The organism is Sphaerotilus sp. FB-3, assembly GCF_023706025.1.
GTDB classification, from domain to species: domain Bacteria; phylum Pseudomonadota; class Gammaproteobacteria; order Burkholderiales; family Burkholderiaceae_C; genus Sphaerotilus; species Sphaerotilus sulfidivorans.
Genome location: NZ_BQWE01000004.1, coordinates 24978 through 40444, shown reverse-complemented (window position 1 = coordinate 40444; position 15467 = coordinate 24978). Strand labels below are relative to the sequence as shown.

14 protein-coding genes and 1 pseudogene are annotated in these 15467 nt (G+C 67.6%); 2 read left to right on the top strand and 13 right to left on the bottom strand.

Going from position 1 to position 15467, the window contains the following annotated elements:
* Positions 1-12 precede the first annotated feature (12 nt).
* The 3 genes from NFT33_RS00795 to NFT33_RS00785 all read right to left on the bottom strand — a co-directional run bounded on the left by NFT33_RS00795 (position 13) and on the right by NFT33_RS00785 (position 2892).
* Entirely contained in the window at positions 13-987 is a 975-nt protein-coding gene (locus NFT33_RS00795) for a GlxA family transcriptional regulator (protein WP_251672574.1), read from the bottom strand.
* Between the two features lie 7 nt (positions 988-994).
* The gene (locus NFT33_RS00790; RefSeq protein WP_251672573.1) at positions 995-1567 is read right to left on the bottom strand and encodes a cysteine hydrolase family protein; all 573 of its coding nucleotides are present in this window, start codon (positions 1565-1567) and stop codon (positions 995-997) included.
* Positions 1568-1698: 131 nt separating this feature from the next.
* Complete coding sequence (locus NFT33_RS00785) at positions 1699-2892, bottom strand: M20 aminoacylase family protein (protein WP_251672572.1); 1194 nt, start codon at positions 2890-2892, stop codon at positions 1699-1701.
* A 565-nt stretch (positions 2893-3457) separates the two neighbouring features.
* Here NFT33_RS00785 and NFT33_RS00780 point away from each other — a divergent pair.
* Together NFT33_RS00780 and NFT33_RS00775 are read left to right on the top strand one after the other, a co-directional pair.
* The gene (locus NFT33_RS00780; protein WP_251672571.1) at positions 3458-5539 is read left to right on the top strand and encodes a molybdopterin-containing oxidoreductase family protein; all 2082 of its coding nucleotides are present in this window, start codon (positions 3458-3460) and stop codon (positions 5537-5539) included.
* 5 nt (positions 5540-5544) lie between these two features.
* Positions 5545-6675: an aminopeptidase gene (locus tag NFT33_RS00775; protein ID WP_376744110.1), complete on the top strand. Its 1131-nt coding sequence runs from the start codon at positions 5545-5547 to the stop codon at positions 6673-6675.
* On the opposite strand, the gene NFT33_RS00770 is transcribed toward NFT33_RS00775, so the two are convergent.
* The 10 genes and pseudogenes from NFT33_RS00770 to flhD all read right to left on the bottom strand — a co-directional run bounded on the left by NFT33_RS00770 (position 6653) and on the right by flhD (position 15301).
* The gene (locus tag NFT33_RS00770) at positions 6653-6910 is read right to left on the bottom strand and encodes an acyl-CoA-binding protein (protein WP_149504376.1); all 258 of its coding nucleotides are present in this window, start codon (positions 6908-6910) and stop codon (positions 6653-6655) included. The genes NFT33_RS00775 and NFT33_RS00770 overlap by 23 nt on opposite strands.
* Positions 6911-7016: 106 nt before the next feature.
* Positions 7017-7712 carry a protein phosphatase CheZ gene (locus tag NFT33_RS00765; RefSeq protein WP_251672569.1) on the bottom strand — a complete coding sequence of 232 codons (696 nt, stop codon included), beginning with the start codon at positions 7710-7712 and terminating at the stop codon, positions 7017-7019.
* A gap of 15 nt (positions 7713-7727) precedes the next feature.
* On the bottom strand, positions 7728-8126 hold the full coding sequence (gene cheY / locus NFT33_RS00760) for a chemotaxis response regulator CheY (protein WP_037481055.1): 399 nt from the start codon (positions 8124-8126) through the stop codon (positions 7728-7730).
* 36 nt (positions 8127-8162) lie between these two features.
* Positions 8163-9110, bottom strand: coding sequence for a flagellar motor protein MotB (gene motB, locus NFT33_RS00755; RefSeq protein WP_220787088.1), 948 nt, complete (start codon positions 9108-9110; stop codon positions 8163-8165).
* 39 nt (positions 9111-9149) lie between these two features.
* A complete protein-coding gene (motA, locus tag NFT33_RS00750) occupies positions 9150-10007 on the bottom strand; it encodes a flagellar motor stator protein MotA (RefSeq protein ID WP_037481061.1) in 858 nt (285 codons plus the stop codon).
* A 146-nt stretch (positions 10008-10153) separates the two neighbouring features.
* A complete protein-coding gene (locus tag NFT33_RS00745) occupies positions 10154-11569 on the bottom strand; it encodes a hypothetical protein (RefSeq protein WP_251672567.1) in 1416 nt (471 codons plus the stop codon).
* Between the two features lie 48 nt (positions 11570-11617).
* The gene (locus NFT33_RS00740) at positions 11618-12445 is read right to left on the bottom strand and encodes a class I SAM-dependent methyltransferase (RefSeq protein WP_251672566.1); all 828 of its coding nucleotides are present in this window, start codon (positions 12443-12445) and stop codon (positions 11618-11620) included.
* A gap of 324 nt (positions 12446-12769) precedes the next feature.
* Positions 12770-14194 carry a glycosyltransferase gene (locus NFT33_RS00735; protein ID WP_251672565.1) on the bottom strand — a complete coding sequence of 475 codons (1425 nt, stop codon included), beginning with the start codon at positions 14192-14194 and terminating at the stop codon, positions 12770-12772.
* A gap of 209 nt (positions 14195-14403) precedes the next feature.
* A pseudogene (gene flhC, locus NFT33_RS00730) lies at positions 14404-14939 on the bottom strand (flagellar transcriptional regulator FlhC).
* Positions 14940-14977: 38 nt separating this feature from the next.
* Positions 14978-15301 (bottom strand): flagellar transcriptional regulator FlhD, encoded by a 324-nt coding sequence (flhD, locus tag NFT33_RS00725; protein WP_251672564.1) that lies wholly within the window; start codon positions 15299-15301, stop codon positions 14978-14980.
* Positions 15302-15467: the final 166 nt, after the last annotated feature.

Genomic DNA, 15467 nt, shown 5'->3' with positions numbered 1-15467 from the left:
CCGGGGCGGGCGTCAGGCGCGCTGGCGCGCCAGCGCCTGGCGCATCTGGCGCGGGCTCGAGAAGCCGGCCAGCGCCACCGCCTCGCGCTCGTCGCGGCCCTGACGCAGCGCCTGCGCGGCCAGCGTCGCGCGCACCTGCTCCAGCCAGCCGCGGGCGCTCAAGGACGTGTGCTCGCGGAACAGCCGCGCCAGGTGGCGCGGCGTGACATGCGCGACCGCCGCCATGCGCGCGGCGTCCCAGTCCTCGGCCGGCGCGGCGGCGACCGCGTCCTGCAGCCGGTGCAGCGCCGGGTGCAGGTGATCGCGGTGTGCCAGCAGGCCGGAGTCCTGCGGCGCCTGCGGCCCGCGCCGCGCGAACACCACCATCACCTGCGCCACCGTCGCGGCGATGTCCTCGCCGCAGTGCCGGCGCACCAGATGCAGCGCCAGATCGATGCCGGCGGTGATGCCGGCGCTGGTCAGCACCGCGCCGTCGTCGACGAAGACCCGGTTGGCCAGCACCTTCGCCGCGGGCGCGAGCCGGCGCAGCCCGTCGAGCAGCTCGTGGTGCGTCGTCGCCTGCCGGCCCGCCAGCAGTCCGGCGTCGGCCGCCAGCAGCGCGCCGCTGCACACCGTCAGCAGCCGCAGGGACCCGGCCGGCGTGCCCGGCGGGGTCAGCCGTGGTGCCACCACCCAGCCGAGCCAGTCGCGCGCGGCCAGCCAGTCCGGCGTCGCGCCGACCACCTCGCCCACCTCGCCCGGCCGGTCCAGCAGCACCAGCCAGGTCGGCTGCGCCGGATCGAAGCCGGCGGGCAGCGGCTCCAGCCCGCCGAGCATCAGCCCGACCGACGAGGCGGTCTGCGGCTGCGGGCCGATGTGGCGCATCCGGAAGGCCGGCGCCCGCCCGCGTCGGCGCAGCGCCTGGTTGGCGAGCCGGAAGGCCTCCGCGGGCCCGGCCAGGTCGAGCAGCAGCGTGTCGGGCAGGACGAGGAAGACGACGTCGATCACGGCCGTCTCATGCGCCGACCAGCTCCTCGACCCGGCGGATCGTCGCGAAGCGCCCGGCCAGCACGGTCTCGGTGCGCTCGCGGATCTGCGCGGCGCTCAGGCGCTCGCCGGCGGGCGTCGTCATGTCGAAGGTCAGCGTCGCCTCGGTCACGTAGTCGACCGTCCAGCCCTCGTCGCTGGCGTGGCGGGTGGTGGTCTCGCAGCACTGCTCGGTGCGGATGCCGGCGACGATCAGGTGGCGGATGCCGTGCTGGTGCAGCCACACCGCCAGCGGCGTGCCGACCAGCGCGCTGTGGCGCGCCTTCACGAAGCTCAGCGCCGCGTCGAAGTCCGCCAGGCCTTCCAGCGGGCGCACCCGACCGCTCGACGCCGAGAAGGGGTTGTCGGGCGTGTCCGGCCCGTCGCCGTGCAGCACGCGCACGACCGGAATGCCGCGCTCGACGCAGCCGTTCACCAGCCGGTTGACGGCCGCGAGAAAGGGCTGCGCCTCGGCCTCGTTCCAGTAGGCGCGGGCGCGGAAGGATTCCTGCACGTCGATCAGCAGCAGGGCGGCGGGGCAGGGCAGGTCGGCAAGGGACATCGCGGGCTCCTTCAAAAGCGGTTCGGGATGGCCGCCATCGTCGCCTGCAGCACGCACGCCGTCCGGTCGCCGACGGACCGGATGCGACGCGAAACGGACATGCACACCGCCGTCCGTTCGCGCCGCGGGGTTCAGGCCGCCGGCTGCGCCAGCCAGCGCTCGGCCAGCCGCACCCAGAAGGCGGCGCCCTTCGGGATCAGCTGGTCGTTGAAGTCGTAGGTCGGGTTGTGCAGGTTGCACGGGCCCAGGCCGTGGCCGTGCTCGCGGTGCGTGCCGTCGCCGTTGCCGATCATGAAATAGGCGCCGGCCTGGGCCTGCAGGAAGAAGCTGAAGTCCTCCGCGCCCATCGTCGGCTCGAATTCATGCACCTGCTCGGCGCCGGCCACCTCGCGCATGACCGCGCGGGCGAACTCGGCCTCGTCGCGGTGGTTGATCGTGGGCGGGTAGTTGCGCTGGAACTCGAACACCACGCTGGCGCCGAAGGCCGCCGCGGTGTGGCGCGCGATCTCGTCCATGCGCCGCTCGATCAGGTCGAGCACCTCCAGCGTGAAGGTGCGCACCGTGCCCTGGATCTCGCAGGCGTCGGGCACGACGTTGGTGGCCTCGCCGGCGTGGATCATCGTCACCGAGATGACAGCCGCATCGATCGGCTTCTTGTTGCGGGTGACGATGGTCTGGAAGGCCTGAACCATCTGGCAGGCCACCGGCACCGGGTCGATGCCGTTGTGCGGCAGCGCCGCGTGCGAGCCCTTGCCGGTGATGCGGATCAGGAACTCGTTGCTCGAGGCCATGATCGGGCCGCTGCAGATCGCGAAGTCGCCGGCGGCCAGGCCCGGCCAGTTGTGCATGCCGAAGATCGCGTCCATGGGGAAGCGCTCGAACAGGCCGTCCTTCATCATCTCGCGCGCGCCGCCGCCGCCTTCCTCGGCGGGCTGGAAGATGCAGTGGACGGTGCCGGAGAAGCGCTCGCGGTGCGCGGCCAGCGCCTGCGCGGCGGCCAGCAGCATCGCCACATGGCCGTCGTGGCCGCAGGCATGCATGCGCCCCGGAATGCGGCTGGCGTGCGCGAAGGTGTTGTGCTCGGTCATCGGCAGCGCATCCATGTCGGCGCGCAGGCCGATGGCGCGGTTCGAGCCGCCGGGTGCGCTGCCGCGGATCGTGCCGACCACGCCGGTGCGCCCGAGCCCGCGGTGCACCTCGATGCCCCAGCCCTCGAGCGTGCGCGCGATGACGTCGGCAGTGCGCACCTCCTCGAAGCAGAGTTCCGGATGGGCGTGAATGTCGCGTCGGATCGCGACGATGGGGGCGAGATCGGGGGCGTTCATGGCGGGCGGGATGGCGGACGGGATGACGGCTTCGGGTCGGGCCATCTTAGCGGTATGGTCGCCCATGCGTGCATGGGCGATGACCGTGTGAAAGGTCAGGGTGCTTGCTGCTCAAAGCGCAGACCGAGCGTCATTCGTCCCACTCGACCTTGGCTGCAATGCCATTCGATCTAGGTTGAAAGTCGAAGCAGACTCCCTCGCCTTGGTCGCTCCTGATGCGGCACTGGCCTGTCAGTGCGTTTGCCAAATCGGTGTTGAGTCCGCGCAGCTCGATCGTGTGCTCCGGACGTTGCCAACTCCGCGTTCCGTTTGGCCCTGACACGGGAATTGGAGGTCTGAGGGAAACGGTAAATGCGCAAGCGATCCAAGCGCCGTTTATCAGTACTTCACACGCGGTCATCATCGAAGGACTCCTGAAAAAGGGCCGAGCGTAGTCGCTTGTCAACAGCCCTCCGCGATGTCTTTTCCCGGTCGACAAGGGGCGGCGGCCTGAAGGCGTATTCATCGGCACATGGCCGGGGGAACTACCTGCTTGAGCTGTGGATTTCTGGAATCATCCCGTCCCATGAGCATCCCCACCCGCGTCCCCGTCAGCGACTCTCTGCGCACCGTCCGCGCCGCCTGCCCCCACGACTGCCCCGACACCTGCGCGATGCAGGTCAGCGTGGACGACGCCTCCGGGCGGGTCGTGCGCATCCAGGGCCGCGCCGAGCATGTGACGACGCATGGCGCGCTCTGCACGAAGGTCTCGCGCTACGCCGAGCGCACCCATCACCCCGAGCGCGTGCTGACGCCGCTGCGCCGCGTGGGCCCGAAGGGCGCGGGCCGCTTCGAGCTGGCGAGCTGGGACGAGGCGCTGGCCGACATCGCCGGCCGGCTGAAGGCGATCGCCGCGCGCGACCCGGAGGCCATCCTGCCCTACAGCTACGCCGGCACGATGGGCCTGCTGCAGGGCGAGAGCATGGCGGCGCGCTTCTTCAACCGCCTGGGCGCCTCGCAGCTCGAGCGCACCATCTGCGCCTCGGCCGGCGGCGACGCGCTGGCGGCCACCTATGGCGGCAAGGTCGGCATGCTGGTGCGGCATTTCGCCGAGAGCCGGCTGATCGTCATCTGGGGCAGCCATTCGATCGCGTCGAACCTGCATTTCTGGACCTTCGCCCAGGCGGCCAAGCGCGCCGGGGCGAAGCTGGTCTGCATCGACCCGCGCCGCACCGAGACGGCCGACAAGTGCCACGTGCACCTGCAGCTGCGGCCCGGCACCGACGGGGCGCTGGCGCTGGCGCTGATGCACGAGCTGGTGGCGAACGACTGGCTCGATCATGACTACATCGCCCGGCATGTGGATGCGGCCGGCTGGGTGGCCCTGCGCGAGCGGGTGCAGGCCTGGACGCCGGAGCGTGCGGCCGAGGTCTGCGGCCTGGACGCCGACGCGATCCGCGCGCTGGCGCGCGATCTGGGCACGACCCGGCCGGCGGCGATCCGGCTGAACTACGGCATGCAGCGCACCCGCGGCGGGGGCAACGCGGCGCGGCTGATCGCGCTGCTGCCCTGCCTGACGGGGGCGTGGCGGCACCGCGCCGGCGGCCTGCTGCTGTCCGCCTCGGGCTGGTTCGCGTCGGTGCGCGACGATGCGGCGCGCCAGCGCCCGGACCTGCTCGCCGGCCGCGTGCCGCGCACGATCAACATGAGCACCATCGGCGACGACCTGCTGCGCGAGGCCTCGCCCGACTTCGGCCCGAAGGTCGAGGCGCTGATCGTCTACAACAGCAACCCGGTCGCGGTGGCGCCGGAGTCGCCGAAGGTGGCGCGCGGCTTCGCGCGGGACGATCTGTTCACCGTCGTGCTGGAGCACTTCCTGACCGACACCGCCGACCACGCCGACTGGGTGCTGCCGGCGACGACCCAGCTCGAGCACCTCGACCTGCACACCAGCTACGGCCACACCGACGTGCTGCTGAACGAGCCGGCGATTTCGCCGCTCGGCCAGGCGCTGCCCAACACCGAGATCTTCCGCCGCCTGGCCGCCGCGATGGGCTTCGACGAGCCGTGCTTCCGCGACAGCGACGAGACGCTGGCTGCGCAGACGCTGCGCGGCGCGGTGACTTTCGAGGCGCTGAAGGCCTCGCCCGGCTGGATCAGCCTGCCGATTCCCGATGCGCCGTTCGCCGACGGCGGCTTTCCGACGCCGGACGGGCGGGTGCGCATCGACGTGCCCGGCTGGGGCCTGCCGGACTTCGTGCCGCCGTGGGAGTCGGTCGCGTCGGCGCCGGAACTGGCGGCGCGCTATCCGCTGGCGATGATCTCGCCGCCGGCACGCAACTTCCTCAACTCGACCTTCGTGAACGTGAAGAGCCTGCGCGACATCGAAGCCGAGCCGATCGTCGAGATCCACCCGGACGATGCTGCGGCGCGCGGGCTGCAGGACGGCGCGCCGGTGCGGGTCTTCAACGATCGCGGCAGCTACCACTGCACCGCGCGCGTGAGCACCCGCGCGCGGCCCGGCGTGGTCAACGGACTGGGCATCTGGTGGCGCAAGCTGGGAATGCGCGGCACCAATGTCAACGAGCTCACGCACCAGAAGCTCACCGACATCGGCCAGGCGCCGTGCTTCTACGATGTGCTGGTCGAGGTGGAGGCGGCGGCGTGAGGCCGCTGACAGGGCTGCGCGCGCTGGCGCTGGCCGCCGCAGGCCTGGTGCTGGCGGGCTGTGCGACCACCGCCGCCGACGATGTCGACTCGGCCTGGCGGCCGGGCTACTTCTGGCAGTCGGTGCGCGGGCACCTCGGCATGCTGGCGGCAGCGCGACCGGTCGACGCGGTGCTGGCCGATCCGGCGCTGGCGCCCGACCTGCGCCGCCGGCTCGAGCTGGGCCGCGAGATCCGCGACTACGCCAGCCGCGCGCTGGCGCTGCCCGACAACGCCAGCTACCGCCGCTACGCCGATCTCGGCCGGCCGGCGGCGGTGTGGAACGTGGTGGCGGCGCCGGAGCTGTCGCTCACGCTCAAGACCTGGTGCTTTCCGGTGCTGGGCTGTGTCGGCTACCGCGGCTATTTCGACCGGGCCGAGGCCGAGACGCTGGCCACCGCGCTGCGCGAGCGCGGCTGGGAGGTCAGTGTCTACGGCGTGCCGGCCTACTCGACGCTGGGCAAGCTGCCGGGCGACTGGTTCGCCGATCCGCTGCTCAACACCTTCCTGCGCCACGGCGAGGTGGAACTGGCGCGGCTGGTCTTCCATGAGCTGGCGCACCAGGTCGCCTACGCGGCCGACGACACCCCCTTCAACGAGTCCTATGCCACCGCGGTCGAGCGTCTGGGCAGTCGCCAGTGGCTGCAGCAGCGCGGCCGCGCCGATCTGATCGCCGAGACCGAACGGGCCGACCGCCGCCGCGCCGAGTTCCGCGCGATGACGATGGCTGCACGCGAGCGGCTCGATGCGCTCTACCGGAGCACCGCCTCCGACGACGACAAGCGTCGGCGCAAGGCCGAGCTGATCGCCGCGCTGCGGGACGAGTACGCACGCTGGCGCGACGGGCAGTGGGGCGGCGACCGGGCCTATGACGCCTGGTTCGAGAACGTCAGCAACGCGAAGCTCGGCGTGCTGGCCGCCTACAACCAGCAGGTGCCGGCCTTCGAGGCACTGTTCGAGCGCGAGGGCCGCGACTGGCCGCGCTTCCATGCCGCGGTGAAGGATCTGGCCGCGCGCCCGAAGGCCGAGCGCGACGCGGTGCTGGCCGCGCTGACGGCGCGGGCCGGCGCGGCGCTCAGTCCTTCAGCGACTCGATGAGGTCGATGTACTGCTGCTGCGCCTGCACTCCGGCGGTGCCGGCCAGTGCCTTCCAGGCGTCCCACTTGGCGCGGCCGACGAAGTCGGTCATGCCGGGGCGGTCGCCCGAGGCATCGCCCTCGGTGGCCTGCTTGTAGAGCGCGTAGATCTTCAGCAGCGTCATGTTGTCGGGCCGCTCGGGCAGCTGCTTCGAGTCGGCGACGGCTTGCAGGAACAGGGCATTCAGGTCGGACATGGCGAGGGAACTCCGGAAAGACGGCGAGGCCGTGACAGGCGGGCCAGTGTAGGGCCCGGGCATCACGGCCTCGGCGGGATCCTGTCGCCTCGGCGACCGGCGGTGTTCAGAAGCCCATGCGGGCCAGCAGGTCGTCGACCTCGTTCTGGTCGGTGACCACGTCGGTGCGGGTGCCGTCGACCACCGGGCCCTCGAGCTCGCTGGGCTTGGCGGGGGCTGCGGGCACGGCCGGCGCGGCCTGCGCAGCCGGGCAGGGCGCGGCAGCGGCCACTTCGGCGACCGCCTGCTCGACATGCTCGGGGTGCAGGTCGAGCAGCAGCTTGACCAGGTTGGCCTCGAGCTCGTTGGTGACGCGCACGACCTTCTTGATGATCTGGCCGGTCAGGTCATGGAAGTCCTGGGCCATCATGATGTTGGTCAGATGCTCGTCGATCCGTTCGCACGAGGCGTTCAGGTTGCCGATGTGGCGGTGCACCAGATCGCGCACACCCGCGTCGATGCCGGCGTCCGCGTCGATGGCCTCGATGATCCGGCGCGACTCCGACATCAGCTGCTGATGCTCGACCTTGGCGTCGTCGACCGAGTTCAGCACCCGGTTGGCGGCGTCCGAGGTCTTGTTGGCGATGTAGTTGAGCCGGCTGCGGGCGTCCGGCAGCGCGCTGGTGGCGGCCTGCAGCTCCGGCATCACGCCCACGTTCACCACGCCGAGCTGCTCGATGGTGTCGTGCAGCATCCGGGTCAGCTCGCCGATCTGCTGGATCACCTGGGGCGATGCGGCGACCATGGGCACGTTCTGTGTCATGGCGTGCTCCCGGGCTCAGGCCGTCACGGTCATGCGCTGGATGATCTTCGACAGCTTCTCTTCCAGGGTCGCCTTGGTGAAGGGCTTGACGATGTAGCCGGCCGCACCGATCTGGGCTGCGCGCACGATGTCTTCCTTGCGCGCCTCGGCCGTCACCATCAGCACCGGGATGTGGCAGAGCGCCGGATCCTGCTTGATCTGCGTGAGCAGCTCGAAGCCGTCCATGTTGGGCATGTTGATGTCGCTGACGACGAAGTCGATCTTGTTGGCGCGCAGCACCTGCAGCGCGTTGACGCCATCCTCGGCTTCCTCGATGAACTGGCCGCCCATCTCTTTGATCAGGCCGCGCACGATGCGGCGCATCGTGGAGAAGTCATCGACGACAAGATAGCGGAGGTCGGAGTAGGAAGGCATGACAGATCCTTGTGCTGGAGGGTGGCCGCGTGGGGTTTATCGACCGGCCGAGGCCGGACTTGAGGAAGCGGAATCCGGCGCTGCGCCTTCCTCTGCGGGCTGCGCGGCATCGGTCGACGAGAAGAAGCGCTCCTCGGCATCGCGAGTCATCACGATCAGGCTGATGCGTCGGTTCACCGGGTCGAGGGGATCCTGCTTGTTGAACGGAATGCTCGAGGCCAGGCCCTGCACCCGCAGGATCCGGTCGTTGTCCAGCCCGCCGGCGACCAGCTCCCGCCGCGACGCGTTGGCGCGGTCGCTCGACAGTTCCCAGTTGCTGTAGCCGGCCACGCCGGCGGAGAAGGGCTTGGCATCGGTGTGACCTTCCAGCGTCAGCCGGTTGGGCACCTCGCTGAGCACGCTGCCGATGGCCTGCAGCACATCGCGCATGTAGGGCTTGACCATGTCGGAGCCGCTGTCGAACATCGGTCGATTCTGGTCGTCGACGATCTGGATGCGCAGTCCTTCGCGGGTCATGTCCAGGCGCACCTGGGACTTCAGCGATCGCAGCTGCGGCGAGGCGTCGATGACGTTCTGCATGCGCTGCTTGAGTGCATGCAGCCGCTCCTGCTCGGCCTGGGCCTGGGTGGCCTTGAGCGCCTGCAGGTTGAAGGTCTTCTTCTCGGCCTCGATGTCGCCCTTGCGGACCTGGCCGTTGGTGTGCGTCAGGTCGGTGCCGCCGCCCTTGACGACCGAGGAGGCGTCGCCCGCGCCGGAGCCGCCGCCCAGCAGCGAGATCTTCAGCGGCGACTGGAAGTAGTCCTGCAGGCCCTTCTTGTCACCCTCGGTGGTGGAGCCGAGCAGCCACATCAGCAGGAAGAAGGCCATCATCGCGGTCACGAAGTCGGCGTAGGCGATCTTCCAGGCGCCGCCGTGGGCGCCGTGGCCGCCCTTCTTGACCTTCTTGACGATGATCGGCTGCAGTTTCTTGGCGTCACCGGCCATGGCGTGCTCCCGTGCTCATGCTCGCGATCGCTTCCCGCGTCACTTCTTCTTCACGTGCTGCTCGAGCTCGGTGAAGGTCGGTCGCTCGGTCGAGTACAGCACCTTGCGGCCGAACTCGATGGCGATCTGCGGCGCGTAGCCCTGCATCGAGGCCAGCAGCACCGTCTTGATGGTCTGCAGCTCCTTGCCGTCCTCGTCGATCTTCTGCTCGAGCAGGCCGGCCAGCGGTTCGGCGAAGCCGTAGGCCAGCAGAATGCCCAGGAAGGTGCCCACCAGCGCCGAGCCGATCATGCCGCCCAGCACCGCCGGCGGCTGGCCGACCGAGCCCATGGTGTTGACCACGCCCAGCACCGCCGCGACGATGCCGAAGGCGGGCAGGGCGCCGGCCAGTCGGGCGATGGCGGCTGCGGCCGCGTGGGCCTCGTGGTGATGGGTCTCCAGCTCGGTGTCCATCAGCGACTCGATCTCGTGGGCATTGAGGTTGCCCGAGACCATCATGCGCAGGTAGTCGCAGACGAACTCGGTCACATGGTGGTCGTTGCCCACCACCGGGAACTTCTGGAACAGCGCCGAGCTGTGCGGATCCTCGATGTCCTTCTCGATCGACATCAGGCCTTCCTTGCGGGTCTTCTGCAGGATCTCGAAGAGCATGGCCAGCAGCTCCATCGCGCGGGCCTTGGAGTGCTTGGAGGGCTTGAAGCAGGCGCCCAGGCCCTTGCCGGTGGCCTTGAGCACCTTGGGCTGGTTGTTCGCGACGAAGGCGCCCAGCGCGCCGCCGAAGATGGTGATCATCTCGAAGGGCAGGGCCTTCAGGATGACCTGGATGTTGCCGCCGTGCACGATGTACACGCCGAAGATGCAACCGATGGCGACGAGCCACCCGACGATGACGAACATGGATCCTGACTCCTCAGTGGAGGCTCAGCGTTCCGGCGCAGCACGCCTCGGGCGTTGCGCGGATCGCAGGCATGATTTGCATATCGGTGCGGATTCGGGTCACTTGAGCCGGGCTAGATCGGCAAAAGCGCGGCTCGCGCGGTCCATCAGCGGCGCAATGCCCGCCGACTCGCGACGAATTCCGGCGTCAGCGTCGCGCACAGCGTGTGGATCGGCGCGAAGGCCGGATGGCGGGCGATCAGCCGCTCGGCCGAATCGACGAAGGCCTCGGGCAGGCCCCAGCCGGTGCGCGAGTTGTGGAACAGCGGCAGCGACAGCAGCCGCGGCATGACCCGGTGCTGCGAGATCGCCGTCAGGCACAGGTCGGTGGCCCACAGATGCCAGCCCATTTCCGGCGCGATGCGGTGGATCGAGCCGCGCGAGACGACGATGGCGACCTCGTCGAAGGACAGCGCCACGCCCGAGCCGGGATGATCCATGTGGATCAGCCGGTCGATGACCTGGCCGGCGCGCATCAGCCGCTGCCCCTGCGCATCGACGCCGACGCCGATGAAGCCCAGCAGCGTGCGCGGCCGCTCGTGCGCGGGAATGGCCTCGAGTTCGGCCGAAAGCCGCTGGCCGAAGCCGGGCGGGAAATAGACGTCCTGGTGGCACAGCAGCAGCCAGTCGGCCTCGCAGGCGGCCTCGGCCTGCGCGATCGCGTCGCCGGGGCTGGTGGCGCCGCGGCACACCGCGATGCGGGCGTTGACCTCGCGCAGTCCTGGCGAGGCCAGCACGTTGGCGCGCAGCTGTGCCTCGTCGGTGGTGGGCACGACGACGGCGAAGGGCGCGCTCGTGCGTGGCGGCAGCGCTGCGGCCGCCCGGCCGTCATCGTCGCGGCGGGCCAGCACATGCAGCCGGCGCATCCGGTGCACCTCGTCGACGCAGCCCTCGCCCAGGCCGAGCAGGCTGGCGAGCTGGCGCACGCCCTGCGCGAAGGCCGGATCGGCGGTCTCGACCGGCTCGTGCGCGGCCAGGTGCGGCAGCCAGCCGGCATCGAGCAGCAGCTTGTAGACGGTGGCTGGCGCATGGGCGCGTGCCAGATCATGCTGAGGATCGCCGGCGGCGGCCGTCCCTGCCTCCAGCAGCCGGGCCATGCGCTCGAGCGTGCAGCCGTTGTCCAGTGCCAGGCTCAGCCGGGCACCGGGCGCGCAGCACTCGCCCAGCCGCGCCAGCCAGCGGTCGGCATCGGTCAGCGCGAAGAAGCCCGGCGACAGCAGCAGCAGGTCGATCGATCCGGCCGGTGGCAGGGCCGGTGCGAGCGCCTCGCCGCCCACCGGCAGCGGCACGGCCTGCCAGCGGGCCTGGGCATGCTGCTGCCGATGCCACGGGGCCAGCAGCGCGGCCTCCTCGCCCACCGCCAGCACCTGCCGAGCCGGTGGCAGCACCGCGAGCCAGCGGCCGTCGGGCGGCCTGGGCAGGCGACCGGCCGGATCGGCCTGTCGCATCTCGATCGGGGGGCGGGGCGGGCGGACGGGGGCGGACGCGCACACCGGCGAGTCGTCGGTCAGGAGCATCGACATGCGGGATGAATCCGGGATCGTGCGGTTGGACGATGTCGGGCGGATGGGTCAGCGGATCGCGTAGATCCAGACCGGCCGGTGCCCCTCGTTCTGCAGGCGCGCGTGCGGGCGCATGCCCGGCACGTCGAACTCCAGGCTGACCAGCCAGCTGCCCGGGCGCATCTCGGCCAGCGCCTTCTCGGCGGCGCGATTCATGCTCTCGGGGCGCTGGAAAAGGTAGACCAGATCATGCTCGGCCCAGGAGGCGGCCCACATGTCGCCCTGGCGGATGCGGGCCCACGGGCAGCGCAGGCCTGCGGCGAGCCGGATCGGCCAGCTCCATTCGATGCCTTCCATCCGGGCATCCGGCCAGACCTTCTGCAGCGCCTGCAGGCCGTGGCCCAGGCCGCAGCCGGCATCGAGCACCCGCGCCATCGGGGGCAGCGGCACCAACGTCTCCAGCCCTTCGAGCGCATCGGCTTCGGTCGGAAAGAGCGGTGCATCGCGCCAGGCGCGCAGCGGGTAGGCCGCAGCCAGCAGCGCCAGCGGCAGCAGCCACAGGGCGGCGGCCACGCCCTGGGCCAGCCCGGACAGCGCCAGCGACAGCGGGAAGCCGCCCAGCGTCATCAGCAGCCGCCACCGGGTGCGCGCGCCGATCGCGAACAGCCCGGCCGACAGCGTGGCCAGCACGAAGCCGGCCGCCGCCGGCAGGCCGTTCGACGTTGCGGTGATCCACAGGCTCCAGGCCAGCGCCCAGGCCAGCAGGGCGGGCAGGGGCCAGGGCAGGGTGCGGCGGGGGGGCGCAGATGAACGTGCCTCGCGGGCGCCGCCGGGGCGCTCCGGATGGCGGGCGAGCCGGCGTTTCTGGCGGCGGGACAGGTCGGGCAGGGCGGACATGGTCAGGCACTCCGGGCGGGCCGGGAACGAGGCGGACGCCATCCTCGGCAGCCTTGGAGACTAGGGGGGGTGTCGTCTGTCCGCTCCGCGATGGAGGCTGATCTATCCGGCGGTTTTTTCGCCCATGCCGATCTGGCGACCCAAGAAAAACGGACCCGGGCGCGAGGCTCGGGTCCGTGCAAACGGTGTTCTGACACCGAGGGAGACTGGCAAACGATCACAGGGAGTGGCATGACGCTCGCTCACTGCCATGCCACAGCTATGTTTTCGGCGTTTGTGAGATTTTCTGAATGTGCGCTGGTCAGCCTAGTGAATTATTGCACATTATTTTTCCGCAATCAACATTATGGATATGTTGTTGAATAGCCATAGGCCATGTATTTTCCATGGTGTATATTTTTTAATTGTATTTTTGAGCGTGTAGGCGCTAAACCAGCAGTTGTGATCCGGGTGAATAATTTCTGTAAACTGCTCTGATGTCGAGTCGTAAGCAAAGTGGCGATCTTTGCATTGAAATGCATCGGGCGCTGTAATTATAAAATTCCTGGCATCTATTTGATGAATTTGCTCAAGAAATATCTGTATATTTGGTACATGTTCTATTACCTCGGGTATAAGTACGATGTCGTATTGTTTCTTGATTTGAGTGAGGTCACTGAATAATTCTCCGCGGATGTGTTCTTGGAGTGTACTGAAGCTTTCAGTATTTATATCGAAGCCGTCAAGACTGTTGCATACCTTATCCAGTTGAATGTGGAGGTTTTGCTTTATGTCTGTGATTGGCCAGTCTGCGCACCCAATATGCAGTACATTTTTTCCTGAACATATTTGTGTGAAGACGTCTAATCTCGATCTGCCTAAAAGCTCTTTTCCCAATTCAATTGTTTGGTGAAAGTAGTTTTTTCTTGCCGCAGGTGCAGGTGCAGGTGCAGGTGCAGGTGCAGGTGCAGGTGCAGGTGCAGGTGCAGGTGCAGGTGCAGGTGCAGGTGCAGGTGCAGGTGCAGGTGCAGGTGCAGGTGCAGGTGCAGGTGCAGGTGCAGGTGCAGGTGCAGGTGCAGGTGCAGGTGCAGGTGCAGAAGAGCTATCTATTGGACCGCCATCTCTTCCAGTCGGCAACTGTTCTTTGTTTAGTTCTTGATAAATTTTCTTGGTGCTTCCCCAGTATTGCTGTGCGTAAACTTTCCCGGTTCCTGTGTACTTTATGCCTGAAAAATGTTCCGGTATGAAAAAGTGGCTCGGTAATATAGTGAGGTTTGTGTAGGAGTATTTCTTGTGAGACTGAGTTAACCGTAGTGGGCCAACTGTTTTCCACGCCATGTCGCTAATGACGCTGGGCTCGGATTTGATATCTTGTATTATTTGCCCAAAAAATGGATTTTCCGGCACTGTGCCAACATACCCCGCCGCTATTAGCCCAGGCCTGCAGATTTCATTCTCCCAGCAGGCGAATGCCTCAAGATCGAGCAGCCACTCATCGAGTGGAGCGCAGCACGAGCTATCCGCATCAACTAATAATCCACCTTCGTTATAGAGTATTTCCCATCGCATCATGTCCGCCACCCCATTGATCTCTTTGCTGAACATGGATTTCATGTGGTGTGCGTTGTGCCATCCATATGTTTTTAAATCCTCATTTCCCCATATTTTTATGCACCATGAGGGATTCATGTCAATCCAGGTCTGGATGCAGTTGTCTGGGCGGATGGAATCATCGCCGATCCAGATTATGTGAATAATTTTCGGGATCATTTAATTTGGCCTCCGTTTAGGCAAGGACTAGGGCATTCAGATATTGATCATCCGGCGTTGTGCTAATGAGCTGTAGTGAAAAAAAGCACCAAAGATGCAGGCATCTTGGCGCTTCAAGAAAAAAGGGCCCGGCATGACCGGGCCCCGAACTGCACCGCTCGAGGTGCAAGGGAGGAGACAAGAAATCAGGGATCAGGAAGGCGGATCGATCAGTGCAGCTGCAGCGACCCGCTGGCCTTGCCCTTGCCGGCGCGTGCCGGCGGGTTGCACAGGCCGCAGACGAAGTGCTTGGCGATCTCGTGCGGATGGGTGACGAAGCTGCCCGCGCACTTGGAGCACTTCGTCATCGTCAGCATGCCGTTGTCGACGAACTTCACCAGCCGCCAGGCCCGGGTGATCGACAGCAGCGGTTCGAGGTTCTGGGCCTGCGTCTGCTCGAGATAGAGCTGGTAGGCCTTGATGACCGTGTCGATCTCCTCGAGCTCGGCCACCTTGTTCAGGTATTCGTGGGTGTTCAGGAACAGCGACGCGTGGATGTTGGGCTGCCAGGTCATGAACCAGTCGGTCGAGAAGGGCAGCTGGCCCTTGCTCGGCGACTTGCCGGCGACTCCTTGTACAGGCGCAGCAGTCGCTCGTACGAGAGATCGGTCTCCGACTCGACCACCTGCAGGCGGGCGCCGAGCTTGATCAGCGTGACGGCGCGCTCGATCTGGCGGGCTTCGGTGAGGATGCTCTTGGTCTTCATGGTCGTGTTCCCCTCGCGTCGCGGGTCCGGATCCGGAATCAGGCGGCTTCGCAGTGACGGCCGGCCATCAGGATGCTGGCGTGCAGGCGCGACACGCCCTCGTTGGCGGCGCTCTTGCCGTGGTTGGTCAGCAGGCCCCAGACCAGATCGTCGTCGGCACGCATGCGGCACAGCAGCGTGTTGCAGGCGGCGATCTTCAGCATCTGGGCCGGCGACAGGGCTTCCAGCAGCGCGGCGGTCTCCTCGGAGACGCCCAGGCGGAACAGGGCCTGCTCGCGGTCGGCACGGATCAGGCTCTGGGCCAGCATCAGGTACGACAGGTTGGCTTCGCGGATTTCGGCGAGGATCTGGTCGGAATTCATGGCTTGCTCCTGGCGGTGTGTCTGTCGGGGTTGCCCGGCGGCTGCTGTGCTGCGGGGCGGTGTGTCGATGGAGCGGATTCTGAAGAGCCGAACTGGGCGGGAACATCATCCCTCTTCCGTGCCTCGAGTCCCCCTGATTCCGTTAGCGTGTCAGGCAACTTCCTAC

Excerpts from the sequence above, each read along its gene's own strand:
- NFT33_RS00790 (WP_251672573.1), bottom strand. The coding sequence starts at position 1,567 with ATGTCCCTTGCCGACCTGCCCTGCCCCGCCGCCCTGCTGCTGATCGAC.
- NFT33_RS00785 (WP_251672572.1), bottom strand. The coding sequence starts at position 2,892 with ATGAACGCCCCCGATCTCGCCCCCATCGTCGCGATCCGACGCGACATT.
- NFT33_RS00780 (WP_251672571.1), top strand. The coding sequence starts at position 3,458 with ATGAGCATCCCCACCCGCGTCCCCGTCAGCGACTCTCTGCGCACCGTC.
- NFT33_RS00770 (WP_149504376.1), bottom strand. The coding sequence starts at position 6,910 with ATGTCCGACCTGAATGCCCTGTTCCTGCAAGCCGTCGCCGACTCGAAG.
- NFT33_RS00765 (WP_251672569.1), bottom strand. The coding sequence starts at position 7,712 with ATGACACAGAACGTGCCCATGGTCGCCGCATCGCCCCAGGTGATCCAG.
- cheY (WP_037481055.1), bottom strand. The coding sequence starts at position 8,126 with ATGCCTTCCTACTCCGACCTCCGCTATCTTGTCGTCGATGACTTCTCC.
- motB (WP_220787088.1), bottom strand. The coding sequence starts at position 9,110 with ATGGCCGGTGACGCCAAGAAACTGCAGCCGATCATCGTCAAGAAGGTC.
- motA (WP_037481061.1), bottom strand. The coding sequence starts at position 10,007 with ATGTTCGTCATCGTCGGGTGGCTCGTCGCCATCGGTTGCATCTTCGGC.
- NFT33_RS00745 (WP_251672567.1), bottom strand. The coding sequence starts at position 11,569 with ATGTCGATGCTCCTGACCGACGACTCGCCGGTGTGCGCGTCCGCCCCC.
- NFT33_RS00740 (WP_251672566.1), bottom strand. The coding sequence starts at position 12,445 with ATGTCCGCCCTGCCCGACCTGTCCCGCCGCCAGAAACGCCGGCTCGCC.
- NFT33_RS00735 (WP_251672565.1), bottom strand. The coding sequence starts at position 14,194 with ATGATCCCGAAAATTATTCACATAATCTGGATCGGCGATGATTCCATC.
- flhD (WP_251672564.1), bottom strand. The coding sequence starts at position 15,301 with ATGAATTCCGACCAGATCCTCGCCGAAATCCGCGAAGCCAACCTGTCG.